Raw genomic sequence first — 25,034 nt, 5'->3', positions numbered from 1 at the left:
CGACCTAGAGCAGCCCGGCCGCCGCCAGGAACTTGCCGACCTTCTCCGTCTCCTCGCCGGACAGTGGCACCTGCGGCTCGGCCGTCACCGGGCAGTCGATGACCCCCCGCAGATGCAGCGCGGCTTTGAACGCGCCCAGTGCCGACGAGCTGCCGCCCATCCGCGCCGGATCCCCGACCGCGACGATCCCGAACAGCGCGCACAGCCGCTCCTGCTCGGCCCGCGCCCCCTCCCAGTCGCCCGCCCGGCACATCCGGTACAGCCGGACATACCCGTGCGGGTCGACGTTGGCCAGCCCCGGCACCGCCCCGTCGGCGCCCAGCGCCAGCGCGGAGTCCACGATCAGCTCCGAGCCGGTCAGCACGCTGAACCCGGGGTGCGCGCGGCCGCCGGTGACGATCTCGCGGAAGGCGGCCAGGTCCCCGCTGGAGTCCTTGATCCCGGCCAGCACCCGGTCCGCGGCGAGCCCCAGCACCAGGTCGGCGGGGAGCTTGGTGTGCACGGCGACCGGGATGTCGTAGGCGATGACGGGCACCTCGGACGCGGCGGAGATCCGGCGGTAGTGGTGGACGATCTCGGAGCGGTGGGTGCGGGCGTAGAAGGGAGCCGTGACGACCACCGCCTGCGCGCCGGCCGCCGTCACGGACGTGACATGGTCCAGGACGCGCGGGGTGGTCATGTCGATGGCGCCGGCGAGGACCGGCAGCTGCCCGCCGACGTGGGCGACCACCGCCTCGACGACCTGCCGGCGCTGCCGGTCCGTCAGGAACGCCGCCTCGGACGTGGACCCGAGCAGGAACAGCCCGTGCACCCCGCCCTCCACCAGATGGTCGACCAGCCTGAGCAGCGAGCGGACGTCCACCTCGCGCTCAGGTGTCAGGGGCGTGCAGACGGGCGGGACGACACCGGTGAGCGGGGTGGGGAAGGGCATGTCAGGGCTCCTGGCGTGCTGGGGCGCGAGTCGGCTGGTCCTCCTCCACAGGATGGTGGCACCGGTAGCGGTGTCCGGGGCGTGACGCGGCCGAGAAGTCCGGCATGACCTCCGCGCACAACCCGTCCGCCCTCCAGCACCGGGTGCGGAACGGGCAGCCGCTCGGCGGCCGGGTCGCCGAGGGCACCGGGCCGGTCAGCGGGATCGGGTCGATGGGGTCGAGCAGGCCGGGCGTGGCGGAGAACAGGGCCCGGGTGTACGGGTGCCGGGCGGCGTCGGTGACCCGGCCGGCCGGGGTCTCCTCCACGATCCGGCCCAGGTACATGGTGATCACCCGGTCGCTCATCCGCCGTACCGTCTGGATGTCGTGCGAGACGAACACCAGGGCGAGCCCGAGCCGTTCGCGCAGGTCCAGCAGCAGATTGAGGATCTGCGCGCGGACCGACACGTCCAGGGCGCTGGTCGGCTCGTCGGCGACGACCAGGGCCGGGTCCAGGGCGAGCGCACGGGCGATGGCGACGCGCTGGCGCTGCCCGCCGGAGAGCTGTCCGGGCAGCGCGTCGGCGAGGGCCCGGGGGAGGGCCACCAGGCCCATCAACTCCCGGACCCGGTCCTCCCGTTCGGCCCTGCTCCCACGGTCGTGGACATCGAGCGGGTCGCGCAGGATCCGCCGTACCGTCAGCCGCCGGTTCAGCGCGGTCGACGGGTCCTGGAAGACCATCCCGACACCGGCGCCGACGGTGGCCCGGCGCTCGGCCGGCGGCATCGCCCACAGGTCACGGGCCTGGAACGCCACGGTCCCGGAGGTCGGCCGCTGGATGCCCACCAGCACCCGCGCCAGCGTCGACTTCCCGCACCCCGACTCGCCGACCACGCCCACCGTCTCCCCGGCGGCGACGGTGAGGTCGGCGCCGGTCAGGGCGTACACCCGGTCGCGCCTCAGCAGTCCGCCGCTGCGAGCCTTGTGCACGACATGGGCGTCCCGGACCTCGATGACGGCGTTCACTGGAGAGCCTCCTCGACGGGTACGGCCGGGTGGTGGCAGGCGGCCGTGTGGGTGGCCGTACCGGTGAGGACGGGCGTGCTGTCGTGGCACACCTCGGTCGCCCGTGGGCAGCGGCCGGCGAAGCGGCAGCCCGCCGGGAAGTCGGCCGGGGCGGGTACGACCCCCTTGATCTGCGTCATCCGTTCCTCGGCCGACTCCAGCGACAGCACGCTGCCGAGCAGACCGCGCGTGTAGTGGTGGGCCGGCGCCGCCACCAGGTCGGCGGTCACCCCGCTCTCCACGATCTGCCCGCCGTACATCACCACCACCCGGTCGGTGACGTCGGCGACCAGCGCCAGATCGTGCGAGACCAGGATCAGCGCGAAGCCCAGCTCCTCGCGCAGCCGCAGCAGCAGCTCCATCACCTGGGCCTGCACGGTGACGTCCAGGGCGGTCGTCGGCTCGTCGGCGACGATCAGCCGGGGATCGCGGGACAGCGCCATGGCGATCAGCACCCGCTGCCGCTGCCCGCCGGACAGCTCGTGCGGATAGCTGCGCAGGGTGCGCTCGGGGTCCAGACCGACCAGCTCCAGGAGCTCGTGCGGACTGCGCCGCCCACCGCGCCGGACGAGCTGCTTCAGCTGGGCACGGATGGTCATCGCCGGGTTCAGCGAGGACAGGGCGTCCTGGTAGACCATCGCCATCTCGTGCCCGAGCAGCCGCCGCCGTACCCGCATCGGCTCGGCGAGCAGGTCCCGCTGCCGGAACCGCACCTGGCCGCCGATGCGCGCGCCCCTCGGCTGGAGTCCCATGACCGTGAGCGCGGTCAGCGACTTCCCGCACCCCGACTCGCCCACCAGACCGAGCACTTCACCCGGGTGCACCTCGAAGCTGACCCCGGCGACGATGTCCACGCCCCGGTGCCGGTCCGGGAAGCCGATGGTGAGGTTCTCCACGGCGAGCACCGGCTGCCCGCCGGGGGCGGGGCGCGGCCGGGCCCGGGCCCGCAGCCGCCGCGCGGCCTCGGTCAGACCGGGCAGCGGGAGTACGTCCCCGGGTTCCGCCTTCTCCAACCGGTCATCGGGGGCCGCCACTTCGCGCGCGGCCGGCGCCGCCCACGCGTCGGACACGCCCTCGGACAGGATGTTCAGCGACAGCACGGTCAGCAGGATCAGCAGCCCGGGGAAGACGGTCGCCCACCAGCCCCCGGTCAGCACCATGTTCTTGCCGTCGGCGATGACACTGCCCCACGACGGGTCCGGCGGCCGCACACCGGCGCCGATGAAGGACAGCGACGCCTCGAACACGATGGCCTCGGCCACCTGGACCGTGCAGAACACCAGCACCGGAGCGGCACAGTTGACGGCCACGTGCCGCAGCACGATGTGCGGGGTACGGGCGCCGATCACGCGCTCGGCCGTGACGTAGTCCTCCCCGTACTGGTCGAGGACGTTCGCCCGTACGACCCTGGCCACGGGCGGCGTGAACAGGAAGGCGATGGCACAGATCAGCACGCCGATACCCCCGCCGAACACGGCGACCAGCACGGCCGCGAGCGCGATCCCCGGGAACGCCATCACCACGTCCAGACAGCGCATCAGCGTCTCGTCGACCGCCTTGCGGGAGGTGGCGGCCACCGCCCCGAGGACGGCGCCCACGGCCAGCGCGAGCGCGGTCGCCCCCAGCCCGATCGCCAGCGACCACCGGGCGCCGTACATCAGCCGGCTCAGGATGTCCCGGCCGAGGCTGTCCTGCCCGAGCCAGTGCGCGGCGGACGGATGCCCCGAGCCGCCGACCGGGTCCTGCTGGTCGAGCGGATCGTCCGGGGCGAGGAGAGGGGCGAGTACGGCGACGAGGAGGACGAGGGCCAGGAAGCAGACGGCGACCTTCGACAGCGGCGGCAGCCGGCGCCAGCCCCGCAGCCGCACCCCGCCGGGCCGGGGGAGCCGCTCGGTGAGCCTCACGCGCGTGACCATCAGCCCGTCCTCAGACGTGGGTTGACCAGCAGATACAGGATGTCGATGACGAGATTGACGACGACGAACCCGGTGGCGGTGGTGAGCACCACCCCCTGCACCACCGCCGGATCCCCGTTCTGCACGGCGTCGATCATCAGCTTGCCCATGCCGGGCAGGGAGAAGATCGTCTCGATGACAACGGCACCGCCGAGGAGGTAGCCGACCCGCAGCCCGAGCACGGTCAGCGGATTGACCAGGGCGTTGCGGAGCACGTTCCGCCCGACGACGACACGGGGCGGCAGCCCGCTCCCGATGGCCGTCCGCACATAGTCCTTGTCCAGCTCCTCCACCACCGAGGTACGGACGATCCGCGTCAGCTGCGCGGCCACCGGCAGGGAGAGGGCGAAGGCGGGCAGCGCCATGGTCTTCAGCCAGCCGGTGACGGAGTCGGCCGGGTTGATGTACCCGCCGGTCGGGAACCACCCCCGGTCCACCGCCAGGTACTGGATCATCAGCAGCGCCAGCCAGAAGCCGGGGGCGGCCACCCCGACGAGCGAGACCACCCGGATGACCTGGTCCGGGATCCGGTCCCGGTACACGGCCGCCGTCACGCCCCCCGCCAGCGCCAGCACCACCGCGACGGCGAGACCGAGGAAGGTCAGCTGAAGGGTGAGCGGCAGCGCGGTGGTGACCTGGTCGACCACCGGGGCCCGGGTCAGGGCGCTGGTGCCGAGGTCGCCGTGGAGCAGGTCGCCGACGAAGTGGACGTACCGCACGGGCAGCGGATCGAGCAGACCGCTGCGCTCCCGGAAGTCGTGCAGCTGCCGTGGGGTCGGATTGGCCCCCTGGAAGAACGCGGACGCCGGATCCACGTCGGAGAACCGCATCACCAGGAACACGAACAGCACGATCCCGAGTATCAGCGGCACGAGCAGGGCGATACGGCGGAGCAGGATCCGTACGACGGCCGTCATGCCGTCAGACCCACTTGGCCTGGAGCAGGTTGATCCCCGGGTACGGCTGGGCCCTTATCCCGGTGAGCTTGCGCGGGTCCCAGGCCGTCATCAGCTCGTTGTGCACCACCGGGTACAGCACGGCCTGCTCGGCGACGACGTCGATGTAGTCCTGGATGATGGCCCTCTTCTTCGCCGGGTCGGGCTCCCGGGTCGCCCGGTCCATGTCCGCGAAGAGCCGCTTGGCCACCGGGTCGCCCGCCCACCGGGTGTACCCCATCCACAGGTTCTGCGGCCCGTAGTTGTAATGCATGATCAGATCGGCGTCGAGCCCGAACTGATTGGGATTGGATGCGGCGGCGACGACTTGGTAGTCCTGCTTCTGGTCCATCTTGGTGAACACGGCCGTGGTCTCCTGCGGCGCGAGGGACGTCTCCACCCCGACCGCGTCCCACGACGCCTTGATGGTCGGCAGACAGTCCACGATCCAACTGACGTTGACGGCGAGGAGGTCGACCTTGAGGTGGGAGACGCCTGCGGCTTCGAGGAGCGCCTTGGCCTTGTGCGGGTCGTAGTCGTAGACGGTCCTGGCCCGCCGGTAGGCCGGGTTGCCCTCGTTCAGGAACGAGGAGGCGGGCCTCCCGTGCCCCTTGAGGGCGACCTGCACCATCTTCTCGGTGTCGATGGCGTAGTGCAGTGCCTGCCGCACCCGTACGTCGTCGAAGGGCTTGTGCCGGGTGTTGAACATCAGGAAGAGGTTGTTCATCCCGGCGCCACCGGCGACCTTGAGCCCGCCCTGCTCCAGCCTGGCGATGTTGGCGTAGGGGATGTTGTCGGCGATCTGCGCCCCGGCGTCGGACCCGGAGATCTTCGCGACGCGCGGCGCGGCATCCACGATGGTCAGCCAGTTCATGCGCTTGAAGGCGGGTGGGCGGGGCCCGTTGTAGGCGGCGAACGCCTCGAAGGTGGTGTTGGACTTCGGGTGGTGCGCGGTCTGCCGGTACGGCCCCGAGCCCACGGCCAGCCCCTTGATGGCGTCGTCCCAGGCGCCGGGCGCGGCGAAGACGTGCTTCGGCATGATCTTGGCGAGGGTGAGCCGGGAAAGCCCGTCGGGGAAGGGGAACTTGAGGACGAGGTCGACGGTGCGGGAGTCGACCTCGCGGACGCTGTCCAGCCAGCTCACGAAGAACCCCTTGGCGAGCGTCTGGGTCTTCGGATCGAGGATCCGGTCGAAGACGAACACGACGTCGTCGGCGGTGACGGGCTTGCCGTCGTGGAAGGTCGCGCCCGGGCGGAGCGTGAACCGCCAGGTGGTGGCGCCGGGGTCCTTGGGCACCTCGGTGGCCAGCGCCGGATACGGCACCCGGGTGATCGGATCGGTGTCCAGCAGACCCTCGTAGACATGGTTGTTGGCGGCCATCGAGAACGCCGACGCGGTCTGCGTCGGGTCCCAGCTGCCGTCGTTGCCGTAACCGATCACGGCGGTCAGCGTCCGGTCCCTGCCGCTGCCGCCGGTGTCGTTCGTGGACTGCGGCCCGGCGGAACAGCCGGCCAGCACGGGCGGCAGTACGGCGGCCGCGCCCAGCGCACCCGTGTACTTCAGGAACGACCGGCGGCGCGGTGCCGGTACGTCGGGGGTCACGTCGTCGCGCACGGGTCCTCCAGCAAGTCGGTGGGGGAGGGAGGTGGGAGATACGACGTCCTACGTCCGATCGGTAGCGCGACCATAGGAGGGGGCGTGGGGGTGGTCAAGACGGCGCACACGAAAGGGCTAGCGGTCGAGTGTAGAGGCGGAGAGTCACTCTCGATGTACGAAGAGTGAAACCCGCTAGGAAAGGGGAGCGAGTTGACCGGAACGGAAGGAGTGGTGCTGCGGTGAAGCCTCCCATCGGCAGCTGTGCCGTGGACACCCGTACCGGGCGGGTCGGGATCGTCATGGGACACGAGGGGCCGTATGTCCAGCTGAGACCCTACGGCGGCGGCCGGGAGTGGGACGCCGACCCCGGAGCCGTGCGGCTCGCCACCCCCGCCGAGCGCCTCAGCGCGGCGACCGCCTACGCCAACGCCCGCAGTCGTGGGGAGGTGCCCTAGATCACGATGACCTGTCCTCGACGCGGCCCTCCGCGACCCGCTGGAGCCGGCAGCCGAAGCCGGGCTCGACCCGCGCGGCCAGGGCGGGGTCGAGGCGGGCGCCGGCTGTCTGCAGCACCCGGAGTGAGACCAGGTCCGCCTCGGTGTCGGCCAGGGCGTCCAGCCGGCGGGTTGCGATGCCCGGCGGCACCCCGCATCAGCGCGAACAGCGTGACGACGAACTCCGGGGTGTTCGGCAGCTGCACCACGACCCGTTTGCCGGGTTCGATACCGCGCAGCCGCAGGCCTGCCGCCATCGAGCGCGGTGCGCGGGCCGTGCTCGGCCGTCCAGTCATGCAGCAGGTCGGGCAGGGTACGGCCCCGCCACTAGCCGGCGCGGCGGTAGCTCGCCTTCAACATATTGTTTAACGGCATCGGCGGGGGAGCGCGTGGGCGAGAATGGTGCCCATGAGTCTGTTCCGCGACGACGGCATCGTGCTGCGCACCCAGAAGCTGGGTGAGGCGGACCGGATCATCACGCTGCTCACGCGCGGACATGGGCGGGTGCGGGCCGTGGCCCGGGGTGTACGGCGGACGAAATCGAAGTTCGGGGCGCGGCTGGAGCCCTTCTCCCATGTCGACGTGCAGTTCTTCGCGCGGGGGAGCGAGCTGATCGGTCGCGGGCTACCGCTGTGCACGCAGAGTGAGACCATCGCGCCGTACGGGGGCGGGATCGTGACCGACTACGCGCGGTACACCGCCGGGACGGCCATGCTGGAGACCGCCGAGCGGTTCACCGATCACGAGGGCGAGCCGGCCGTACAGCAATACCTGCTGCTCGTCGGGGCCCTGCGGACCCTCGCCCGGGGCGAGCACGCGCCCCACCTCGTCCTCGACGCCTTCCTCCTGCGCTCCCTCGCGGTCAACGGGTATGCCCCGAGTTTCGGTGACTGCGCGAAGTGCGGGATGCCCGGGCCGAACCGGTTCTTCTCCGTCGCCTCCGGTGGTTCCGTCTGCGTCGACTGCCGGGTGCCGGGCAGTGTCGTACCGTCGCCGCAGACCCTGGTACTCCTCGGCGCGCTGCTTACGGGAGACTGGGAGACGGCGGACGCCTGCGAGGCGCGGTACGTCCGCGAGGGCAGCGGGCTGGTGTCCGCCTACCTGCACTGGCATCTGGAGCGCGGGCTGCGTTCGCTCAGGTACGTCGAGAAGTAAGAGCGAGAAGTAAGAGGGAGACGAGAAGCACATGGTCGTACGCGGGATCCTGGGGCGCCAGCGGCGCGGGTACAAGGCGCCGGAGCCGCATCCGTCCGGTGCGCGTGCGCCGAAGCTCCCCGGCGAGCTGGTCCCGAACCACGTGGCCATCGTCATGGACGGCAACGGGAGGTGGGCGAAGGAGCGGGGGCTGCCGCGGACCGAGGGGCACAAGGTCGGGGCCGAGCGGGTGCTCGACGTGCTCCAGGGGTCGATCGAGATCGGCGTCCGCAATATCTCCCTCTACGCCTTTTCCACCGAGAACTGGAAGCGTTCGCCCGACGAGGTCCGCTTCCTGATGAACTTCAACCGCGACTTCATCCGGAAGACCCGCGACCAGCTCGACGAGCTCGGCATCCGGGTGCGCTGGGTGGGCCGTATGCCCAGGCTGTGGAAGTCGGTCGCCAAGGAGCTGCAGGTCGCCCAGGAGCAGACCAAGGGCAACGACCTGCTCACGCTGTACTTCTGCATGAACTACGGCGGCCGGGCCGAGCTCGCCGACGCGGCGAAGGCGCTGGCCGAGGACGTGGCGGCGGGGCGCCTCGACCCGTCGAAGGTCAGCGAGAAGACCATCCAGAAGTACCTCTACTACCCCGACATGCCGGACGTGGACCTCTTCCTCCGCCCCAGCGGGGAGCAGCGCACCTCCAACTACCTGCTCTGGCAGAGCGCGTACGCCGAGATGGTCTTCCAGGACGTGCTGTGGCCCGACTTCGACCGCCGTGACCTGTGGCGGGCCTGCGTCGAATTCGCCTCCCGCGACCGGCGGTTCGGTGGCGCCGTCCCGAACGAGGAACTTCTCGCCATGGAGGCCGCCATGAAGGGCGAGTCCACCTCGTAGCCACCGGCGGTTCACGCGGGCCGCCGAGGATGCGGGACTCATGAGACGTCTCACCCCCCTCCTCGCCCTCGGCGCCCTGCTGCTCACCGCGCTGCCCGCGCACGCCGCCGACGGCCCCGCGCACCGCGAGAGTTACGGCACCAAGGCGCCGTATACGCCCGAGCAGAACCCGCGCACCTACCAGCAGCCCCCGGCCGGATACACCGCCGTCTTCACCGAGAACGTCTCCCGGCACGGCTCCCGTGCGGCGACCGGCGGCGAGGCCGGCGACCTGATCCTCGCGCTGTGGGACAAGGCACAGGACGAGGGTCAACTCACCGGCAGGGGTGAGGAGTTCGGGCCGACGGTCCGGGCGCTCATGGCCGTCATGCAGAAGGTCGGGTACGGCAACCTCAGCGGGCGCGGCCGGCAGGAGATGCGGGACACCGCGACGCGTATGGAGCGGCGGCTGCCCACGCTGTTCGCCCGGATCGCCGACGAGGGCGAGAAGATCGACGTGGTCAGCTCCGGGCAGGGGCGGGCCGTGGACAGCGCGGACGAGTACACAGGCGCCCTCGCCGCCGCCGACCCCGCGCTCAAGCCGCTGATCGGGGCGACCCGGACCGACAAGGACCTGCTGTACTTCCACAAGGCGGCGGGCGGTGCCGCGTACCGGGACTACATCGCGAACGACCAGCGCCTCAAGGACACGCTGAACGCGATCACCGACCAGCCCCGGACGCACGAGGCCGCGCGCGGTGTCCTGCGCAGGATCTTCAAGGAACCCTTCGTCGACGGGATCGCCGACCAGGTGGGCGCCGCACAGGCCGTCTACGACCTGTACGCCATCGCACCGGCGATGATCGAGGAGAGCCCCGCCCCGGACGGCAGGGGCTGGGACATGGACCGCTACATCTCCCGCTCGGACGCGTCCTGGTTCGGCTACCTCTCCGACGCCGAGGACTTCTACGAGAAGGGCCCCGGCTTCTCCGACAGCGACATCACCTACAAGATGGCCGGCGTCCTGCTCGACGACTTCTTCCAACAGGTCGAGGCCAAGCGCGCCGGCACCAGCGACCTCGGCGCCGAACTGCGCTTCACCCACGCCGAGGAGATCATCCCGCTGGCCGCGCTGATGGGGCTGCCGGGCAGCACGCGGCCGGCGACGCCGGGTGAGGCCTACACATACGCGGGCAATCCCTGGCGCGGCGCGTCGGTGGCTCCGCTCGGCGCCAACATCCAGTGGGACGTGTACGAGAAGGGCGGCCGTTACCTCGTCCGCATGCTCTACAACGAGAAGGAGACGGCCTTCAGAGCGGGCTGCCGACCGATCGCCGAAGGCAGCGCGTTCTACGACCTCGACGAGCTGGAGCGCTGCTTCGGACGCGACTGATCACCGCCCGGGGTACGGCTGTACGATCCCGCCTCATGGTCATGGACATGGGGCGGGATGCGGTGCAGGACGTCGTGGAACTGAGCTACCGGTCGGAGGTGGCGGACCTCACCTCGGCGCTGCGGGCGCGGCTGCGGGTGAGCCGGGTGGGTTGGGTCTACCGGTGGATGCCCTACGTGATGGGGTGCTTCGCCCTGGTGGAGATCGTGTCGGCCGCGCGCGGGGACAAGCACTTCTCGCCCGGCGTGCTGGTGTCGATGGTCGTGGCCACCGTTGTGCTGGCGCTGTCTCCGTGGTTGCAGGCCCGCGCCTTCCAGCGGCTGGCCGAACAGCGGGGCGTGTTCCGGGTGATGGTCACCGAGAGCGGTGTGTCCGTGGCGACCGACCACACCACGGCGTCGGTCGCCTGGGCCGCACAGCCCCGCTACCGGGAGACAGCGCGCGTGTTCGTCCTGTTCAGCGCGGACAAGAACGCCACCACGTTCACCACGCTGCCCAAGAGAGGCTTGGCCGACCCTGCGGACGCGGACCGGCTGCGGGCGATCCTGGACCGCCACATCCGGCGGGTGTAAAGCCCCCCGAAGGGGCGCGAGGAACCGCTCAACCCGTGGCGCACTCCGCGCACGTTCCGAAGATCTCCACCGTGTGCGCCACGTTCACATACCCGTGCTCCGAAGCGATCGCTTCCGCCCACTTCTCCACCGCCGGCCCCTCCACCTCCACCGCCTTGCCGCAGGCACGGCACACCAGGTGGTGATGGTGTTCACCGGTGCTGCAGCGGCGGTACACGGACTCGCCGTCGGACGTGCGCAGGACGTCGACCTCGCCGGCGTCGGCGAGGGACTGCAGGGTGCGGTAGACCGTGGTCAGGCCGACCGAATCGCCCTTGTGCTTGAGCATGTCGTGGAGCTCCTGCGCGCTGCGGAACTCCTCGACCTCGTCAAGGGCCGCCGCCACGGCTGCACGCTGGCGGGTCGCGCGGCCCTTCACGGGCGGTCCAGCGGTCGTCACCGTTATCTCCTCACGTCTCGCTTCTGCCCGGGCCGCCATTGTGCCAGCCCGGGCCGTCAGCGGTCAGACGCTGATCTCGTCCCCGACCGCCCGTGTGGCCGGAATCGAGCACTCCGCCGGGTCCCCGGCGGGCCCGGCCATGGCCCCAGCACGGGCGCGTCGGCGGGCCAACGGCGTGGCCAGGGCCGTCAGCGCGAGGAACGCGGCGATGGTCAGCAGGACGATCGTCGCGCCGGGCGGAACATCCTGGTAGTAGGAGGTGATCGTGCCGCTGACGGTCACGGCCACCCCGATCGCGACGGCGATCACGAGCGTCGCCGTGAAGCTGCGGCTGAGCTGCTGCGCCGCCGCCACCGGCACCACCATCAGCGCGGACACCAGCAGCAGGCCGACCACGCGCATGGCCACCGTGACCGTGACCGCCGCCGTCACCGCCGTCAGGAGGTTGAGCGCGCGCACCGGCAGGCCTGTGACCCGCGCGAACTCCTCGTCCTGGCTGACCGCGAACAGCTGGCGGCGCAGGCCGAGGGTGACCAGCAGCACGAGGGCGGCGAGTTCACAGATCGCGGTCACGTCGGACTGCGACACCGTGGCGAGGGAGCCGAACAGGTACGACGTCAGGTTCGCGGTGGAGCCCCCCGGTGTGAGGTTGATCAGCATCACACCGCCGGACATACCGCCGTAGAAGAGCATCGCGAGGGCGATGTCGCCGCGTGTGCGGCCGTACCAGCGGATCAGTTCCATCAGGACCGCGCCGAGGACCGAGACGGCCGTCGCCATCCACACGGGGGACGTGGAGAGGAGGAAGCCGAGGCCGACGCCGGTCATGGCCACGTGGCCGATGCCGTCGCCCAGCAGGGCCTGGCGGCGCTGGACCAGGTAGATGCCGATCGCGGGCGCGGTGATGCCGACCAGGACGGCGGCGAGCAGCGCCCGCTGCATGAAGTCGTAGTTCAGGAGGTACATCAGCTCAGCAGCCCCGTCCGCAGGGATTCGGAACCCGCCGGTGCGTGCGGGTGTACGTGGTCGTGGCCCGGCAGCGCATGTTGGCCCACGGCCTGCGGGGGCGGGCCGTCGTGGAGGACGCAGCCGTCCCTGAGTACGACCGCCCGGTCGATCAGGGGCTCCAGCGGGCCCAGTTCGTGCAGCACGAGGAGGACCGTCGTACCCGTCCCGACCTGCTGCTCCAGCGTGCGCGCGAGCACCTCCTGGCTGGCCAGGTCGACGCCCGCCATCGGCTCGTCCATGATCAGCAGTTCGGGCTCGCCGACGAGCGCGCGGGCGATCAGGACGCGCTGGTGCTGGCCGCCGGAGAGGGCGTTCACCGAGTCCTTGGCGCGGTCGGCCATCCCGACCAGCTCCAGGGCCCGGTGCACGGCCTCGCGGTCGGCCTTGCGGAAGACGCCGAAGCGGGTGCGGGAGAGCCGGCCGGACGACACGATCTCGGTCACCGTCGCGGGTACCCCGCCCGCGGCCGTCGTGCGCTGGGGTACGTAACCCACGCGCGCCCAGTCGCGGAAGGCGCGGCGCGGGGTGCCGAACAGCTCGATCGTGCCGCCGCTGACCGGGACCTGGCCGATGATCGTGCGGATCGCGGTGGACTTGCCGGAGCCGTTGGCGCCGAGCAGTGCGACGACCTCGCCGCGGCCGACGGTGAGATCGATGCCGCGTAGCACGGGGCGTGCGCCGAGTTCGGCGGTGACCCCGCGCAGGGCTATGACGGGCTCTCCCATGATCTTGCCTTCCCTGTCGGTCACTTGGCGCCCAGCGCCTGCTGCAGGGCCTTGAGGTTGGCTTCCTGGACGGAGAAGTAGTCCTTGCCGCGGGACTTGGTGGTGATGCCCTCGATCGGGTCCAGCACGTCCGTCTTCAGGCCCGCGTCGTTCGCGATGGTCTTCGCGGTCTTGTCGCTGACGAGGGTCTCGTAGAAGACGGTGGAGACGCCGTCGGCCCTGGCCATCGTCTCCAGGTCCTTCACGCGTGCGGCGCTGGGCTCGGACTCGGGGTCGAGGCCGTTGATGGCCTCCTCGGTCAGGCCGTAGCGCTCGGCGAGGTAGCCGAAGGCGGCGTGGGTGGTGACGAAGACCCTGGTCCTCGTGTGCGCGAGGCCGGCCTTGAACTGCTTGTCCAGGTCGTTCAGCTGCTTGACCAGCGCCGCGGTGTTCTTCTCGTAGTCGGCCGCGTGCTTCGGGTCGGCCTTCTCGAAGGCCTTGCCGACACCCTCGGCGACCTGGGCGTAGCGCACCGGGTCGAGCCAGATGTGCGGGTCCTTGCCCGCCGACTCCTCGTTCTTGTGGGTGTCGTGCGCGGCCGCGTGCCCGCCGACCTCGTTGCCGTGCTGCTCCAGCGTGGTCAGGGAGGTCGCGTCGATCTTCGTCTTGACCGGGGACTGGGCCACCGCGTCGTCGACGGCGGGCTGGAGGTTCTTCAGGTACAGGACCGCGTCGGAGTCCTGGAGCAGCGCGATCTGCTGGGTGCTGATCTCCAGGTCGTGCGGCTCCTGGCCGGGGGTGGTGAGACTGGTGACGTGGACGTGGGGCCCGCCGATCCGCTCGGCGAGGAAGGCCATGGGGTAGAAGGACGCGACGACGTCGAACTTGCCGGTGTTCGCCGCTTCCGCCCGGTCGCCGGAGCAGGCGGTGAGGGTGCCGAGACCGAGGGCGGTCACGGCGGTGATCGCGGCGGCGGGTATGAGGCGTCGTCGTACGTTCATGACAGTCATTTTCAACAGAAATGGAAACCGTTGTCAACAAAGCTGCTGGGCGATACCGATTTGGTTGAGGGGGAGCCCCCGCCGGTACCCTGAATCATTCGCTGGAAGCATCTCGCTTCAACGCCCGTCGTCGTAATGAAGAGAGCACCGTGGCCGCCGACAAGATCGACACCATCGTCAGCCTGAGCAAGCGCCGTGGCTTCGTTTTCCCGTGCAGTGAGATCTACGGCGGACAGCGTGCCGCCTGGGACTACGGACCGCTGGGTGTCGAGCTCAAGGAGAACATCAAGCGCCAGTGGTGGCGCTACATGGTGACGTCGCGCGAGGACGTGGTCGGTATCGACTCGTCCGTCATCCTGGCCTCCGAGGTCTGGGTCGCATCCGGCCACGTCGCCACCTTCACGGACCCGCTGACCGAGTGCACCGCGTGCCACAAGCGGTTCCGCGCCGACCACCTGGAAGAGGCGTACGAGGAGAAGAAGGGCCACGCCCCGGCGAACGGCCTCGCCGACATCAACTGCCCGAACTGCGGCAACAAGGGCCAGTTCACCGAGCCCAAGCAGTTCTCGGGTCTGCTGTCGACGCACCTCGGCCCGACGCAGGACAGCGGCTCCGTCGCCTACCTGCGCCCGGAGACCGCCCAGGGCATCTTCACCAACTTCGCCCAGGTGCAGACCACCTCGCGCCGCAAGCCGCCGTTCGGCATCGCCCAGATGGGCAAGTCGTTCCGCAACGAGATCACGCCGGGCAACTTCATCTTCCGCACCCGTGAGTTCGAGCAGATGGAGATGGAGTTCTTCGTCAAGCCGGGCGAGGACGAGAAGTGGCAGGAGTACTGGATGGAGCAGCGCTGGGGCTGGTACACCGGCCTGGGTCTCCGTGAGGAGAACATGCGCTGGTACGAGCACCCGAAGGAGAAGCTCTCCCACTACTCCAAGCGCACCGCCGACATCGAGTACCGCTTCCAGTTCGGCGGCTCGGAGTGGGGCGAGCTGGAGGGTGTCGCGAACCGGACCGACTACGACCTGGGCGCGCACGCGAAGGCTTCGGGCCAGGACCTGTCGTACTTCGACCAGGAGGCCGGCGAGCGCTGGACGCCGTACGTCATCGAGCCGGCGGCGGGTGTCGGCCGGACCATGCTGGCCTTCCTGCTCGACGCGTACGTCGAGGACGAGGCGCCCAACGCCAAGGGCAAGATGGAGAAGCGCACGGTGCTGCGCCTCGACCACCGGCTGGCTCCGGTGAAGGTGGCGGTCCTGCCGCTGTCCCGTAACCCCGAGCTGTCCCCGAAGGCCAAGGGTCTCGCCCAGGCGCTGCGGCAGAACTGGAACATCGAGTTCGACGACGCGGGTGCGATCGGTCGCCGTTACCGGCGCCAGGACGAGATCGGTACGCCGTACTGCGTGACCGTGGACTTCGACACGCTCGAGGACAACGCCGTCACGGTGCGTGAGCGTGACTCGATGAAGCAGGAGCGCGTGTCGCTGGACCAGATCGAGGGGTACCTGGCCGGCCGCCTGCTCGGCTGCTGACGCCGGCGGCGCCTCAGCCGTCCTCGCCCACCCACCCATCCGACTCGCTCGGCTGGGTGGGTGGGCGTTTTGGTACCGCCCGCCGGTGCTTCTTTGGCCCTGTATCTTCAGCCCGCGCGCCCGTCAGCCTGACCCCATGAGCCTCGCCTTCCTGCTGACCACCCTCGTTCTCGTGGTCACGCCGGGCACCGGAGTCGTCTACACCCTCTCCGCCGCCCTCTCCCACGGCCGGCGCGCGAGCGTCCTCGCCGCGTTCGCCTGCACCCTCGGGATCGTCCCGCATGTGCTCGCCACCGTCACCGGCCTCGCCGCGCTGCTGAACGCGAGCGCCGCGGCGTTCCAGGCGCTGAAGTACGCCGGGGTGGCCTACCTCCTCTACATGGCCTGGGCGACGCTGCGGGACAAGAGCGCGATCACCGTGGACGAGGGCGGTGCACCCCGGTCGGCGGGCGGCGTGATCCTCCGGGGTGTCCTGATCAACCTCCTCAATCCCAAGCTGACCCTGTTCTTCTTCGCCTTCCTGCCCCAGTTCGTGAACCCGCACGAGCCGCATGCCCTGGTGCGCATGCTGGGGCTGAGCGGTGTCTTCATGGGGCTGACCTTCGTCGTCTTCACCCTGTACGGGATCCTCGCGGCGTCCGTACGCGACCGGATCACCTCCCGCCCCGCGGTCATGGTCTGGCTGCGCCGGAGCTTCGCCGGGTCGTTCGTGGCGCTGGGCGCCAAGCTCGCCCTCACCGCCCGGTGACCAGCGGGCCCTGGAGACCGCGGCTGGACGACTGACATCTATGGAATGACAGATATTGAAATCTGTCATTCGTCATGGCAAGGTGAAGGCATGACGATGCGAACCCGAAACCTCGGAACCACCGGCCCCCAGACCTCCGCCCTCGGCCTCGGCTGCATGGGCATGTCCGCGCTGTACGGCGACGCCGACCGCACGGAGTCCATCGCGACCGTTCACGCGGCCCTGGAGGCGGGCGTCACCCTGCTGGACACCGGCGACTTCTACGCCATGGGGCACAACGAGATGCTGATCGGCGAGGCCCTGCGCACCGCCCCGGCCGCCCTCCGCGAGCAGGCCCTGACCAGCGTGAAGTTCGGCGCCCTGCGCGACCCGGAGGGCAACTGGGCCGGCTACGACGGCCGCCCGGCCGCCGTGAAGAACTTCGCCGCCTACTCCCTGCAGCGCCTCGGCGTCGACCACATCGACGTCTACCGGATCGCCCGCCTCGACCCGGACGTACCGATCGAGGAGACCGTCGGAGCGATCGCCGAACTGATCGAGAAGGGGTACGTCCGGCACGTCGGCCTGAGCGAGGTCGGCGCCGAGACCATCCGCCGGGCCGCCGCCACCGCCCCGGTCGCCGACCTGCAGATCGAGTACTCGCTGATCAGCCGGGGCATCGAGCGGGACATCCTGCCGACCATCCGCGAGCTGGGCATCGGCATCACCGCGTACGGCGTGCTCTCGCGCGGCCTGATCTCCGGCCACTTCTCCCGCGACCGGCAGCTGGCCGCGAACGACTTCCGAGCCCACTCGCCCCGCTTCCAGGGCGAGAACCTCCAGCACAACCTGAACCTGGTCGAGGCCCTGCGCAAGATCGCCGAGCAGAAGGGCGTCACCGTCGCGCAGACCGCCATCGCCTGGGTGCTCTCCCGCGGCGACGACATCGTGCCGCTGATCGGCGCCCGCACCCGTGAGCGGCTCGGCGAGTCGCTGGGCGCGCTGGACGTGACCCTGGACGCGGCCGACCTGGCGGCGATCGAGGAGGCCGTACCGGCGGACGCGGCGGCCGGCGACCGCTACCCGGCCGCGCAGATGACGACGCTCGACAGCGAGCGCTGAGCGTGCTGCCGGGTACGGCCCATGACGTACGGTCTATGACATGGCACCGCCGACCGAGACCCTGACCGCCGAGCGCATCCTCGAAGCGACCGAGGAGGTGCTGCGCCGCCATGGCCCGGCCAAGGCCACCGTGGTGGACGTGGCTCGCGCGCTCGGCGTCAGCCACGGCAGTGTGTACCGGCACTTCCGCACCAAGGCGGCGCTGCGAGAGGCGGTCACCAAGCGCTGGCTGGACCGGACGTCGCACAAGCTCGCCGGGATCGTCGTGGCCGACGGCACTGCGGAGGAGCGGCTGCGGGCGTGGCTCGTGGCGCTGTTCGAGGCCAAGCGGCACAAGGCGGGCGACGACCCCGAACTCTTCGCCACCTACACCGTGTTGACCGACGAGAACGGCACGGTGGTCGGCGAGCACATCGCCGACCTGACCGGGCAGCTGACCCGGATCATCGCGCAAGGGGCCGGGTCGGGCGCCTTTGCGGTACCCGACCCGGCCATCGCGGCCCGGGCCGTCTTCCAGGCCACCGGCCGCTTCCACGACCCCGGTTACGCCCGGGAGTGGACCCGCCCCGGTGTGGACGAGGAGTTCACGGCCGTCGTGGACCTGCTGGTGAGGGGACTCAGCTCACCTTCACCGTGACGGTGGACGAGAAGACCTTGGCCGACCCGTTCGTGGCGGCGACCCGCAGCACGTGGGTGCCCTGGCTGAGCTTGGCGAGAATCGCGTACGCGTTGCCGGTCTTGATCTTCGCGGTCGCCGGCAGGCTCGTCCACGTGCCGTTCATCTGGTGCTGGAGCACCAGCGGGCTGCCGATCGTCAGGCCCTTGGTCCGCCCGGTGACCCTCACCATCTGGCCGGACTTCACCGAGGTCTTGTTCACCGTGATGGTGATCGAGGCCATGGTGGTGGTCGGGCTGGGCATGGTGTTGCTGGGGCTCGGGGTGGGGGCGGCGGCGTAGGCTCCGGCCGCGGAGCCGGAGAGCAGGGCCACGGAGAGGAGGCCGGCGCCGAGTGCGCGGCCGTAGCGGTAGCCGAGTACCGAGATCATGGTTCGTCTCCTGTCGCTCGATGAACCTTTCCCAGGCTGGACCGGCTTTGTGGAAGCGGCCACTTGAGGAGGTAAGAGCGCAGGTCAGGCGTGGTGTGACCGTCCGTGGTCGCTACCTCGACGGCTGCCGGTCCGCCGCCGGGTCGACCGTCGCCTGATGGGCCTCGGCCAGATGCTCCTCCGCCTTCAGCCACGGCAGGAACTGTGCGCCCCGGCGCCAGCCGCATGTGTCGCATCTGATCGTGCGCTGCACTCCCGTGCGCAGTACGCGGACGATGTGCTCCCGGCCGTGCTGGTCCCAGCGGCTGACCTTGCTCGTGCTGTTGCCCTGCGGCATGACGCCTCACGCCTCCTCGAGTCCAAAACGCCCCGACCGGGACAGGAGTGTGCAGCAAGACGAACATCAACAGGGGGAGCTTCACCCGGAGTTGTCCAAGCTGTGGCCGCAGCCGTCCCGGCCCGGCCGGCTCAGCCGACCTCGCGGGGCAGCCGCAGGCTGAGCAGGCCGGTCAGCGCGACCCCGGCCAACTGCACCAGCAGCGTGGTGACCAGCGCGTCCCGCATGCCCAGATGCGGTACGAGGGTGAGGAACAGGGTGCCGAGGGTGGCCACGCCCAGGGCGAGCGCGGACTGCTGGGTGGTGACCATCACACCGCTGCCGACCCCGGCCCGGGCGGGCGGCACCTCCGACATCACGATCCGGAAGACATTGGGCAGTTGGAGCGCCTGCCCGGCACCGGCCACCGCGGCGCCCGGCAGCAGCGAGACGAAGTCCAGGTGCGGCCAGTCCCACCACGCCGCCAGCACGATCAGCAGCACGCCCACGCCCTGGATCACCGAGCCGGCGGTGACGACCCGGGTGCCGTGACGAGCGGTCAGCCGGGGCCCGGCGAGGGAGAAGACCAGGAACACCACGGCCATCGGCGCGAGCGCGAGCCCGGCCGGCACCGGACCGAGTCCCGCGCCCTTCTGCAACGCCAGCGCGATGACGAACATGAACCCGCTGAAGCCGATGGAGAACGGCAGGATCAGCGCCAGACCGCGGCGCAGCGAGGCGAGCGCCAGCAGACTCGGCGGCACCAGCGGGGTCCGCCCCTGCCGGTCGGCCCGCCGCTCCACGGCCCAGAACGCGCCGGCGGCGAACGGGAACGCGGCCAGCGACAGCCACGTCCACAGCGGCCAGCCCGCGGCCCGGCCCTCGGTGAGCGGGGCGAGCAGCGTCAGCAGGGACACCGCGAGCAGGACGGTGCCGGGCCCATCGACGGGTTCGGGGCGCTGCGACCGGGTCTCGGGCACGACCCGGACGGCGAGGACCAGGCCGAGGGCGACCACGGGCACGTTGACGAGGAACACGGACCGCCAGCCGGTGCCCGCGACATCGGCGGCGACGAGCACCCCGCCGAGTATCTGCCCGGCGACCATGGACAGCCCGGCGGTGGCGCCGTACAGGCTCATGGCCTTCGCACGGCGCGCGCCGTGCGTGGTGGCCTGGATGGTGGCGAGCACCTGCGGCAGCATCGCGGCGGCCGAGGCGCCCTGTGCGACCCGCGCCGCGACGAGGCTCCAGGCGTCGGGCGCCAGCCCGCAGGCCAGCGAGGTCAGCCCGAACGCGGCCATCCCGCCGAGGAACAGCCGGCGCCGCCCGAACAGGTCCCCGAGCCGCCCGCCGAGCACCAGCAGCACGGCGTAGGCGACCCCGTACCCGGCCACCACCAGCTCCAGCACGGCCTCGCCCGCGGCGAGATCGGCGCCGATGGTCGGCAGGGCGACGTTGACGATGAAGAAGTCGATCAGCGGCAGCGCCGCGGCCAGCAGTACGGTGAACAGCCCGAGCCCGCCGAGTGCGGGCGGCGCGGCCGTCGTACGGACGGCCCGGGTGGTGACGGTTTCACTCATGCCCCCGAGCCTGCGCCACCGCCCAGACTGGTACCAGAGTCTCCTGATCCTGGTAGAAGAAGTACCCGGCAACAGGATCAGGAAGGGCGGCGACCGGGACGACGTGGTGGTCACCTGGGTGGACGGCGAGACCAGCCTGTACTGGGACGTCGACCGAGGCGGGCTGAAGAAGGAGCTGAAGCTCGCCGACCGCGGCTCGGTGTGGAAGTACGCGCGTGGCATCACCACCGGCGACTTCGGCGGGGCGAACAACAACGACCTGATGGTCCGCTGGGCCGACGGCGAACTGACCGTGTACAAGGACCTGGGCATCAACCTGCTCCGGAGCGAGAACCAGGTGCTCGGACCCAACGGCCTGTGGCGCGACCACGCGAGCGTCGTCGCGGCCGGGAGCTTCGGGGGCAACGAGTGGCCCGACGACCTGGTCGTGCGCTGGTCGGACGGTGAGGTGACCGTGTACGGGGACAGCTCGGCGAGCGGCCTCGGCCATGAGTACATGCTCGTACCCCCGGCCTGATCACGCCCCTGGACGGGCGCGGTGGCTCCCGGGGATCCGATCCTCGCGGGGCCACCGTCCGGATCCGGGGCACTGCTCAGACCGGTACCGCGGTGCCCGGATCCTGGTGGAAGAAGTACCTGGCAACAGGATGACGGCCGGGGCACCCTGGGATGATGACCACCATGGCCTCGGACCGAGAGACCGCCCCGCAGCCGACCCGGCGCGCGGAGATCCGGCGGCACGAACTGGCCGCCTTCCTGCGCAGCCGCCGTGAGCGGATCAGTCCCGAGCAGGTGGGGTTGCCGCGTGGCGCCCGGCGCCGTACGCCCGGGCTGCGCCGGGAGGAGGTCGCGCAGCTCTCCGCGGTCGGCGTCACCTGGTACACCTGGCTCGAACAGGCCCGGGACATCCAGGTCTCCATCCAGGTCCTGGACGCCCTGGCCCGCACCCTGATGCTGGACACCAGCGAGCGCGCCCACCTCTTCCAGCTGGCCGGCGCCGCCGATCCGACGCCCGCCGCGAGCTGCCCGAGCGTCACCCCCGCCCTGCGCGCGATGCTGCGCCAGCTGGAGCCGATCCCGGCCTGCGTCCAGAACAGCCGGTACGACATCCTCGCCTACAACCGCACCTACGGCCGCCTCCTGTGCGACCTGGACGCGATTGCGCCGGAGGACCGCAACTGCATGCTCCTCGTGTACACGAACAGGGAGTGGCAGGAGTCGGTCGTCCACCTGGAGGAGACCCAGCGCCTGATGGCCGCCCGGCTGCGCGCCTCGCTCGCCGGCCACCTCGGCGAGCCGGCCTGGAAGATGCTCCTCAAGCGCCTTGCGGCGGATTCCCCCAAGTTCCGTGAGAACTGGGAGCGTTACGAGGTGGTCGGCAGCCGCACCAAGACCAAGGAGTTCCGCAACGCCCACGTCGGCCACCTCAAGCTGGAGCACACGGACCTGTGGCTGGGCCCCGAACACGGCGCCCGCATGGTGACGTACACCCCGGCCGACGAGGAGACCCGGCAGCGGCTGGAGAAGCTGTACGACCTCGCACTCGGCGGAGTCCGACACCCGCCGGACAGACCCTAGCCGCGCCCGGAGGCCCCCACCGGCTGGCGGATCTCCGCCGACTCCAGCTTCTCGGCCGTCCGCTCGGCCGTGCGGCGGCCCCAGCGGCCGCTGGTGAGGAGGCCCAGGGCGAGGACGGCCAGGCCGCAGGCGGTGAGGATCCACCAGCCGGGGCGGGCGGCCGCGACGAAGGTGTCGCGGAAGGCGGACGCGTGGATGCCGGCGGCCAGGACCGCGCCGACCACCGCGACGCCGAGCGTCTGGCCCAGCTGCCTGCTCGTGGACGCGACCGCGGCGGCGACCCCGGCCTGGGCGCGCGGCATGCCGGAGACGGCCGTGTTGGTGATCGGCGCGTTGACGAAGCCGAAGCCGATGCCGAAGAGGACGTAGCCGAGGAGGAGGGTGGTGTTCGACGTCTCCGCCTCGAAGGCCGCGAAGAGGACACCGCTCGCCGTCATCGCCGTACCGGCGATCAGCAGGGGGAGGCGGGGGCCGCGGCTGCCCACCAGGCGGCCGGACAGCGGCGCGCACACGAAGGTCGGCGCGGCCATCGGCAGCATCCACAGGCCCGCGTGCAGGGCGTCCAGGCCGCGGACGTTCTGCAGGTAGAGCGTGGACAGGAAGAGGAAGCCGCCCAGCGCCGCGAACGCGCTGATCGCGATCACCGTGGCGCCGCTGAACGGCGCCGAGTGGAAGAAGCGCAGGTCGATGAGGGGTTCGGTGCGCCGGGGTTCGTACCAGAGCAGGCCGAGGAGGGCGGCGAGGGCGACCGCCGCGAAGGGGGCCACCGCGCCCGGGCCCGAGTCGGGTGCCTCGATGATCGCGTACGTCAGCGAGCCGAACAGGGCGATGACCAGGAGCTGGCCGACCGGGTCGGGGCGGCGGGCCTTGGGCGCGCGGGACTCGGGGACGAAGCGGAGGGTGAGCAGGAGGGCGGCGAGGCCGACCGGGAGGTTGATCCAGAAGATGGCGCGCCAGCTCACCGACTGCACCAGCAGCCCTCCGACCAGCGGGCCCGCCGCCATGGATATGCCGACCACCGCACCCCACACACCGATCGCACGGGCCCGCTCCCGGGCGTCGGTGAAGGTGTTGGTGATGATCGACATGGCGACCGGGTTGAGCATCGAGCCGCCGATCGCCTGCACCATCCGGAACACCACCAGCAGGGACAGGTTCGGCGCGAGCGAGCACAGCAGCGAGCCGACGGAGAAGACCACCAGGCCGGTCATGAAGACCCGCTTGCGGCCGATCCGGTCGGCCGTCGAGCCCGCGAGCATCAGTAGCGAGGCCAGCACCAGCGTGTAGGCGTCGATCGTCCACTGCAGGCCTGAGGTGGTGGCGTGCAGATCGCGCTGCATGGACGGCAGCGCCACGTTCAGCACGGTGTTGTCCAAGCTCACGATCAGCAGGCTGATGCAGCAGATCGCGAGCACGAGCAGACGGCGGCGAGGGCTCAACTCGGGCATGGTTCCATCGTAGCGGATTTCAATAGTGCGTCTAACTAATTACCAATACACGATCTTGCCGACCGGGCGACCGGGAGCCCCCCCGGCTCACCCCAGTACCCGGGGCAGCCGCAGGCCAAGCCACCCCAGCCCCGTCAGTCCCGCCGCCTGCACCGCCAGCACCACGGCCAGCGCCTCCCGCATGCCGAGACCCGGGACCAGGGACAGGAACAGCGAGCCGAGCGCCGCGACCCCGACGGCCAGGCACGACTGCTGGAGCGTGGCCGCGAGCCCGCTGCCCGCGCCCGCCAGCCGCGCCGGGATCGCCGCCAGCAGGATCCGGTAGTACAGCGGCAGCTCAAGGCCCTGGCCGAGCCCGCACAGCACCAGGCCGGGGGAGAGGGCGAGCGGGCTCAGGTGCGGCCAGGGGCCCAGCAGCGCGGTCGCCGTCACCGTCGCAAGCCCCGCGATGTGCACCACCGCCGCCAGCGCCACCGCCCGCCCGCCGAACCGCCGTACGGCACGCGGCGCCAGCATCGACGCCGCGAACTGCGCCACCCCCATCGGCACCAGCGTCAGCCCCGCCCGCAACGCCCCGTAGCCGAGGCCCTGCTGCAAGGTCACCGCGCTCACGAACATCCACCCGGCGAAACCCACGAACACCGGCAGACCCAGCAGCAGGCCCCGGCGGACCTCCGGCGCGGTGAGCAGGGACGGCGGCAGCAGCGGGCTGCCACCGGCCCGCTCGCCGCGCCGCTCCACGCCGTAGAACCCCGCCGCGAGCAGCGGCGCCGCGCACAGCAGCAGCACCGACCACAGCGGCCGGCCCGCCGCCCGGCCCTCGGTCAGCGGCAGCAGCAGCGCGGTCAGGGCCGCCGCCAGCAGCGCCGTACCGGCGAGATCGCCGCGCGCGGGCCGCTCCGCCCGGCTGTCCGGCACCGCCCGCAGCGCACACAGCAGGGCGGCGACGGCCACCGGCACGTTCACCAGGAACACCGCGCGCCAGCCGGTGCCCGCGAGATCCGCGGCGAGGAGCACCCCGCCCAGCACCTGCCCGAGGACGACGGACACCCCGCCGACCGAGCCGTATAGGGCGACCGCGCGGGCCCGCCGCTCGCCGGACGTCGTGGCGTGGATGGTGGCCAGCACCTGCGGCAGCAGCAGCGCCGACGCGGCACCCTGCGCGACCCGCGCCGCCACCAGCCACCAGGCGTCCGGCGCAAGACCGCAGGCCAGCGAGGTCAGCCCGAAGGCGGCCACCCCCCACAGGAACAGCCGCCGCCGGCCGAAACCGTCACCGAGCCGGCCACCGAGGACCAGCAGCACGGCGTACGCCACCGCGTACCCGGCCACCACCATCTCCAGCGTGGCCGGCGGGGCGTGCAGATCGTGCTCGATCGTGGGCAGGGCGACATTGACGATGAAGAAGTCGATCATCGGCAGCGCCGTGCCCAGCAGGAGGGTGAGCAGCCCGAGCGGGGTGAGGGCACGCGGCGGGGCCGCCGTCACCGGGGGTGTGGTCGTCGTGGTCATGCCCTCGACCCTGCGCCCCCGCCCAGCCGGGTACCAGGCGGTGCTCATCCAGGTACCGGCACCAACTGGAACCGGGGTGCGAGGA

At 71.1% G+C, this 25,034-nt stretch carries 26 protein-coding genes and 1 pseudogene; 11 read left to right on the top strand and 16 right to left on the bottom strand.

Annotated features, from left to right (window positions below; all coding sequences use genetic code 11):
- Positions 1-4 precede the first annotated feature (4 nt).
- Genes ACWC0C_RS14025 through ACWC0C_RS14005 form a run of 5 tightly spaced genes read right to left on the bottom strand, consistent with a single transcriptional unit; the run spans position 5 to position 6,481 of the window.
- Positions 5-931, bottom strand: coding sequence for a dihydrodipicolinate synthase family protein (locus tag ACWC0C_RS14025; RefSeq protein ID WP_450864010.1), 927 nt, complete (start codon positions 929-931; stop codon positions 5-7).
- Between the two features lies 1 nt (position 932).
- The gene (locus tag ACWC0C_RS14020; RefSeq protein ID WP_450864008.1) at positions 933-1,937 is read right to left on the bottom strand and encodes an oligopeptide/dipeptide ABC transporter ATP-binding protein; all 1,005 of its coding nucleotides are present in this window, start codon (positions 1,935-1,937) and stop codon (positions 933-935) included.
- A complete protein-coding gene (locus ACWC0C_RS14015) occupies positions 1,934-3,892 on the bottom strand; it encodes a dipeptide/oligopeptide/nickel ABC transporter permease/ATP-binding protein (RefSeq protein WP_450864007.1) in 1,959 nt (652 codons plus the stop codon). Before ACWC0C_RS14015 ends, ACWC0C_RS14020 begins: the two co-directional genes overlap by 4 nt.
- Positions 3,892-4,848, bottom strand: a complete 957-nt coding sequence (locus ACWC0C_RS14010) for an ABC transporter permease (protein WP_450864005.1) — start codon at positions 4,846-4,848, stop codon at positions 3,892-3,894. The genes ACWC0C_RS14015 and ACWC0C_RS14010 overlap by 1 nt, the downstream gene beginning before the upstream one ends.
- A 4-nt stretch (positions 4,849-4,852) precedes the next feature.
- Positions 4,853-6,481 carry an ABC transporter substrate-binding protein gene (locus tag ACWC0C_RS14005; protein WP_450864004.1) on the bottom strand — a complete coding sequence of 543 codons (1,629 nt, stop codon included), beginning with the start codon at positions 6,479-6,481 and terminating at the stop codon, positions 4,853-4,855.
- Between the two features lie 221 nt (positions 6,482-6,702).
- Here ACWC0C_RS14005 and ACWC0C_RS14000 point away from each other — a divergent pair, with 221 nt between their 5' ends.
- Positions 6,703-6,918, top strand: a complete 216-nt coding sequence (locus tag ACWC0C_RS14000; RefSeq protein ID WP_449198035.1) for a hypothetical protein — start codon at positions 6,703-6,705, stop codon at positions 6,916-6,918.
- A gap of 1 nt (position 6,919) precedes the next feature.
- On the opposite strand, the gene ACWC0C_RS13995 is transcribed toward ACWC0C_RS14000, so the two are convergent.
- The gene (locus ACWC0C_RS13995; protein ID WP_450864080.1) at positions 6,920-7,108 is read right to left on the bottom strand and encodes a hypothetical protein; all 189 of its coding nucleotides are present in this window, start codon (positions 7,106-7,108) and stop codon (positions 6,920-6,922) included.
- Between the two features lie 52 nt (positions 7,109-7,160).
- Positions 7,161-7,214: pseudogene (locus tag ACWC0C_RS13990) on the bottom strand (hypothetical protein); the annotation flags it as partial.
- A gap of 151 nt (positions 7,215-7,365) precedes the next feature.
- Between ACWC0C_RS13990 and recO the strand changes: the two are divergent.
- From recO to ACWC0C_RS13970, 4 genes are read left to right on the top strand one after another with little or no spacing between them, the layout of a single operon-like run.
- Positions 7,366-8,112, top strand: a complete 747-nt coding sequence (gene recO / locus ACWC0C_RS13985; RefSeq protein WP_365247287.1) for a DNA repair protein RecO — start codon at positions 7,366-7,368, stop codon at positions 8,110-8,112.
- Positions 8,113-8,143: 31 nt separating this feature from the next.
- Positions 8,144-8,992 carry an isoprenyl transferase gene (locus tag ACWC0C_RS13980; protein WP_449198032.1) on the top strand — a complete coding sequence of 283 codons (849 nt, stop codon included), beginning with the start codon at positions 8,144-8,146 and terminating at the stop codon, positions 8,990-8,992.
- Positions 8,993-9,032: 40 nt separating this feature from the next.
- Positions 9,033-10,364, top strand: a complete 1,332-nt coding sequence (locus ACWC0C_RS13975) for a histidine-type phosphatase (RefSeq protein WP_450864002.1) — start codon at positions 9,033-9,035, stop codon at positions 10,362-10,364.
- A 35-nt stretch (positions 10,365-10,399) separates the two neighbouring features.
- Entirely contained in the window at positions 10,400-10,936 is a 537-nt protein-coding gene (locus tag ACWC0C_RS13970; RefSeq protein ID WP_450864000.1) for a YcxB family protein, read from the top strand.
- A gap of 28 nt (positions 10,937-10,964) precedes the next feature.
- Here the strand turns inward: ACWC0C_RS13970 and ACWC0C_RS13965 are convergent, their stop codons facing one another.
- From ACWC0C_RS13965 to ACWC0C_RS13950, 4 genes are all read right to left on the bottom strand, one after another.
- Positions 10,965-11,375, bottom strand: coding sequence for a Fur family transcriptional regulator (locus tag ACWC0C_RS13965; protein WP_450863999.1), 411 nt, complete (start codon positions 11,373-11,375; stop codon positions 10,965-10,967).
- A 63-nt stretch (positions 11,376-11,438) separates the two neighbouring features.
- Positions 11,439-12,341, bottom strand: coding sequence for a metal ABC transporter permease (locus tag ACWC0C_RS13960; RefSeq protein WP_449198028.1), 903 nt, complete (start codon positions 12,339-12,341; stop codon positions 11,439-11,441).
- Positions 12,341-13,108 carry a metal ABC transporter ATP-binding protein gene (locus ACWC0C_RS13955; protein ID WP_450863998.1) on the bottom strand — a complete coding sequence of 256 codons (768 nt, stop codon included), beginning with the start codon at positions 13,106-13,108 and terminating at the stop codon, positions 12,341-12,343. Before ACWC0C_RS13955 ends, ACWC0C_RS13960 begins: the two co-directional genes overlap by 1 nt.
- A 20-nt stretch (positions 13,109-13,128) precedes the next feature.
- A complete protein-coding gene (locus ACWC0C_RS13950; protein WP_450863996.1) occupies positions 13,129-14,088 on the bottom strand; it encodes a metal ABC transporter substrate-binding protein in 960 nt (319 codons plus the stop codon).
- A gap of 149 nt (positions 14,089-14,237) precedes the next feature.
- On the opposite strand from ACWC0C_RS13950, the gene ACWC0C_RS13945 reads away from it, so the two are divergent.
- From ACWC0C_RS13945 to ACWC0C_RS13930, 4 genes are all read left to right on the top strand, one after another.
- Positions 14,238-15,620 (top strand): glycine--tRNA ligase, encoded by a 1,383-nt coding sequence (locus ACWC0C_RS13945; protein WP_449198025.1) that lies wholly within the window; start codon positions 14,238-14,240, stop codon positions 15,618-15,620.
- 136 nt (positions 15,621-15,756) lie between these two features.
- Positions 15,757-16,368 (top strand): LysE family translocator, encoded by a 612-nt coding sequence (locus ACWC0C_RS13940; RefSeq protein WP_449198024.1) that lies wholly within the window; start codon positions 15,757-15,759, stop codon positions 16,366-16,368.
- 90 nt (positions 16,369-16,458) lie between these two features.
- Entirely contained in the window at positions 16,459-17,469 is a 1,011-nt protein-coding gene (locus ACWC0C_RS13935) for an aldo/keto reductase (protein ID WP_450863994.1), read from the top strand.
- A gap of 40 nt (positions 17,470-17,509) precedes the next feature.
- Entirely contained in the window at positions 17,510-18,106 is a 597-nt protein-coding gene (locus tag ACWC0C_RS13930) for a TetR family transcriptional regulator (RefSeq protein ID WP_449198022.1), read from the top strand.
- Here the strand turns inward: ACWC0C_RS13930 and ACWC0C_RS13925 are convergent.
- The 3 genes from ACWC0C_RS13925 to ACWC0C_RS13915 all read right to left on the bottom strand — a co-directional run bounded on the left by ACWC0C_RS13925 (position 18,087) and on the right by ACWC0C_RS13915 (position 20,411).
- Positions 18,087-18,515, bottom strand: a complete 429-nt coding sequence (locus ACWC0C_RS13925; protein ID WP_449198021.1) for a hypothetical protein — start codon at positions 18,513-18,515, stop codon at positions 18,087-18,089. The two genes, ACWC0C_RS13930 and ACWC0C_RS13925, sit on opposite strands and share 20 nt — an antisense overlap.
- A 112-nt stretch (positions 18,516-18,627) precedes the next feature.
- Positions 18,628-18,852 (bottom strand): hypothetical protein, encoded by a 225-nt coding sequence (locus ACWC0C_RS13920; RefSeq protein WP_449198020.1) that lies wholly within the window; start codon positions 18,850-18,852, stop codon positions 18,628-18,630.
- A 131-nt stretch (positions 18,853-18,983) separates the two neighbouring features.
- The gene (locus ACWC0C_RS13915; protein ID WP_449198019.1) at positions 18,984-20,411 is read right to left on the bottom strand and encodes an MFS transporter; all 1,428 of its coding nucleotides are present in this window, start codon (positions 20,409-20,411) and stop codon (positions 18,984-18,986) included.
- Here ACWC0C_RS13915 and ACWC0C_RS13910 point away from each other — a divergent pair.
- Positions 20,410-20,928: a hypothetical protein gene (locus ACWC0C_RS13910; RefSeq protein WP_450863992.1), complete on the top strand. Its 519-nt coding sequence runs from the start codon at positions 20,410-20,412 to the stop codon at positions 20,926-20,928. The two genes, ACWC0C_RS13915 and ACWC0C_RS13910, sit on opposite strands and share 2 nt — an antisense overlap.
- Positions 20,929-21,083: 155 nt before the next feature.
- A complete protein-coding gene (locus ACWC0C_RS13905; RefSeq protein ID WP_450863991.1) occupies positions 21,084-21,989 on the top strand; it encodes a helix-turn-helix transcriptional regulator in 906 nt (301 codons plus the stop codon).
- Here the strand turns inward: ACWC0C_RS13905 and ACWC0C_RS13900 are convergent.
- Together ACWC0C_RS13900 and ACWC0C_RS13895 are read right to left on the bottom strand one after the other, a co-directional pair.
- Positions 21,986-23,437, bottom strand: a complete 1,452-nt coding sequence (locus tag ACWC0C_RS13900) for an MFS transporter (RefSeq protein WP_450863990.1) — start codon at positions 23,435-23,437, stop codon at positions 21,986-21,988. The genes ACWC0C_RS13905 and ACWC0C_RS13900 overlap by 4 nt on opposite strands.
- 87 nt (positions 23,438-23,524) lie before the next feature.
- Positions 23,525-24,949: an MFS transporter gene (locus tag ACWC0C_RS13895; RefSeq protein ID WP_450863989.1), complete on the bottom strand. Its 1,425-nt coding sequence runs from the start codon at positions 24,947-24,949 to the stop codon at positions 23,525-23,527.
- Between the last annotated feature and the right edge of the window lie 85 nt (positions 24,950-25,034).

The sequence above is a fragment of the Streptomyces sp. NPDC001709 genome (assembly GCF_053596375.1).
Note: the sequence above shows the minus strand (reverse complement) of the source record. Positions and strands in the feature narration are given on the sequence as shown.

What these genes read in the sequence shown, in the direction of transcription:
- ACWC0C_RS13910 (WP_450863992.1), top strand. Translation starts at nt 20,410, where the DNA reads ATGCCCCCGAGCCTGCGCCACCGCCCAGACTGGTACCAGAGTCTCCTG.
- ACWC0C_RS13930 (WP_449198022.1), top strand. Translation starts at nt 17,510, where the DNA reads ATGGCACCGCCGACCGAGACCCTGACCGCCGAGCGCATCCTCGAAGCG.
- ACWC0C_RS13935 (WP_450863994.1), top strand. Translation starts at nt 16,459, where the DNA reads ATGACGATGCGAACCCGAAACCTCGGAACCACCGGCCCCCAGACCTCC.
- ACWC0C_RS13960 (WP_449198028.1), bottom strand. Translation starts at nt 12,341, where the DNA reads ATGTACCTCCTGAACTACGACTTCATGCAGCGGGCGCTGCTCGCCGCC.
- ACWC0C_RS13940 (WP_449198024.1), top strand. Translation starts at nt 15,757, where the DNA reads ATGAGCCTCGCCTTCCTGCTGACCACCCTCGTTCTCGTGGTCACGCCG.
- ACWC0C_RS13925 (WP_449198021.1), bottom strand. Translation starts at nt 18,515, where the DNA reads ATGATCTCGGTACTCGGCTACCGCTACGGCCGCGCACTCGGCGCCGGC.
- ACWC0C_RS13975 (WP_450864002.1), top strand. Translation starts at nt 9,033, where the DNA reads ATGAGACGTCTCACCCCCCTCCTCGCCCTCGGCGCCCTGCTGCTCACC.
- ACWC0C_RS14010 (WP_450864005.1), bottom strand. Translation starts at nt 4,848, where the DNA reads ATGACGGCCGTCGTACGGATCCTGCTCCGCCGTATCGCCCTGCTCGTG.
- ACWC0C_RS13970 (WP_450864000.1), top strand. Translation starts at nt 10,400, where the DNA reads ATGGTCATGGACATGGGGCGGGATGCGGTGCAGGACGTCGTGGAACTG.
- ACWC0C_RS14025 (WP_450864010.1), bottom strand. Translation starts at nt 931, where the DNA reads ATGCCCTTCCCCACCCCGCTCACCGGTGTCGTCCCGCCCGTCTGCACG.
- ACWC0C_RS13900 (WP_450863990.1), bottom strand. Translation starts at nt 23,437, where the DNA reads ATGCCCGAGTTGAGCCCTCGCCGCCGTCTGCTCGTGCTCGCGATCTGC.
- ACWC0C_RS13980 (WP_449198032.1), top strand. Translation starts at nt 8,144, where the DNA reads ATGGTCGTACGCGGGATCCTGGGGCGCCAGCGGCGCGGGTACAAGGCG.
- ACWC0C_RS13895 (WP_450863989.1), bottom strand. Translation starts at nt 24,949, where the DNA reads ATGACCACGACGACCACACCCCCGGTGACGGCGGCCCCGCCGCGTGCC.
- ACWC0C_RS13920 (WP_449198020.1), bottom strand. Translation starts at nt 18,852, where the DNA reads ATGCCGCAGGGCAACAGCACGAGCAAGGTCAGCCGCTGGGACCAGCAC.
- ACWC0C_RS13955 (WP_450863998.1), bottom strand. Translation starts at nt 13,108, where the DNA reads ATGGGAGAGCCCGTCATAGCCCTGCGCGGGGTCACCGCCGAACTCGGC.
- ACWC0C_RS13905 (WP_450863991.1), top strand. Translation starts at nt 21,084, where the DNA reads ATGACCACCATGGCCTCGGACCGAGAGACCGCCCCGCAGCCGACCCGG.
- ACWC0C_RS14015 (WP_450864007.1), bottom strand. Translation starts at nt 3,892, where the DNA reads ATGGTCACGCGCGTGAGGCTCACCGAGCGGCTCCCCCGGCCCGGCGGG.
- recO (WP_365247287.1), top strand. Translation starts at nt 7,366, where the DNA reads ATGAGTCTGTTCCGCGACGACGGCATCGTGCTGCGCACCCAGAAGCTG.
- ACWC0C_RS13950 (WP_450863996.1), bottom strand. Translation starts at nt 14,088, where the DNA reads ATGAACGTACGACGACGCCTCATACCCGCCGCCGCGATCACCGCCGTG.
- ACWC0C_RS13915 (WP_449198019.1), bottom strand. Translation starts at nt 20,411, where the DNA reads ATGAGTGAAACCGTCACCACCCGGGCCGTCCGTACGACGGCCGCGCCG.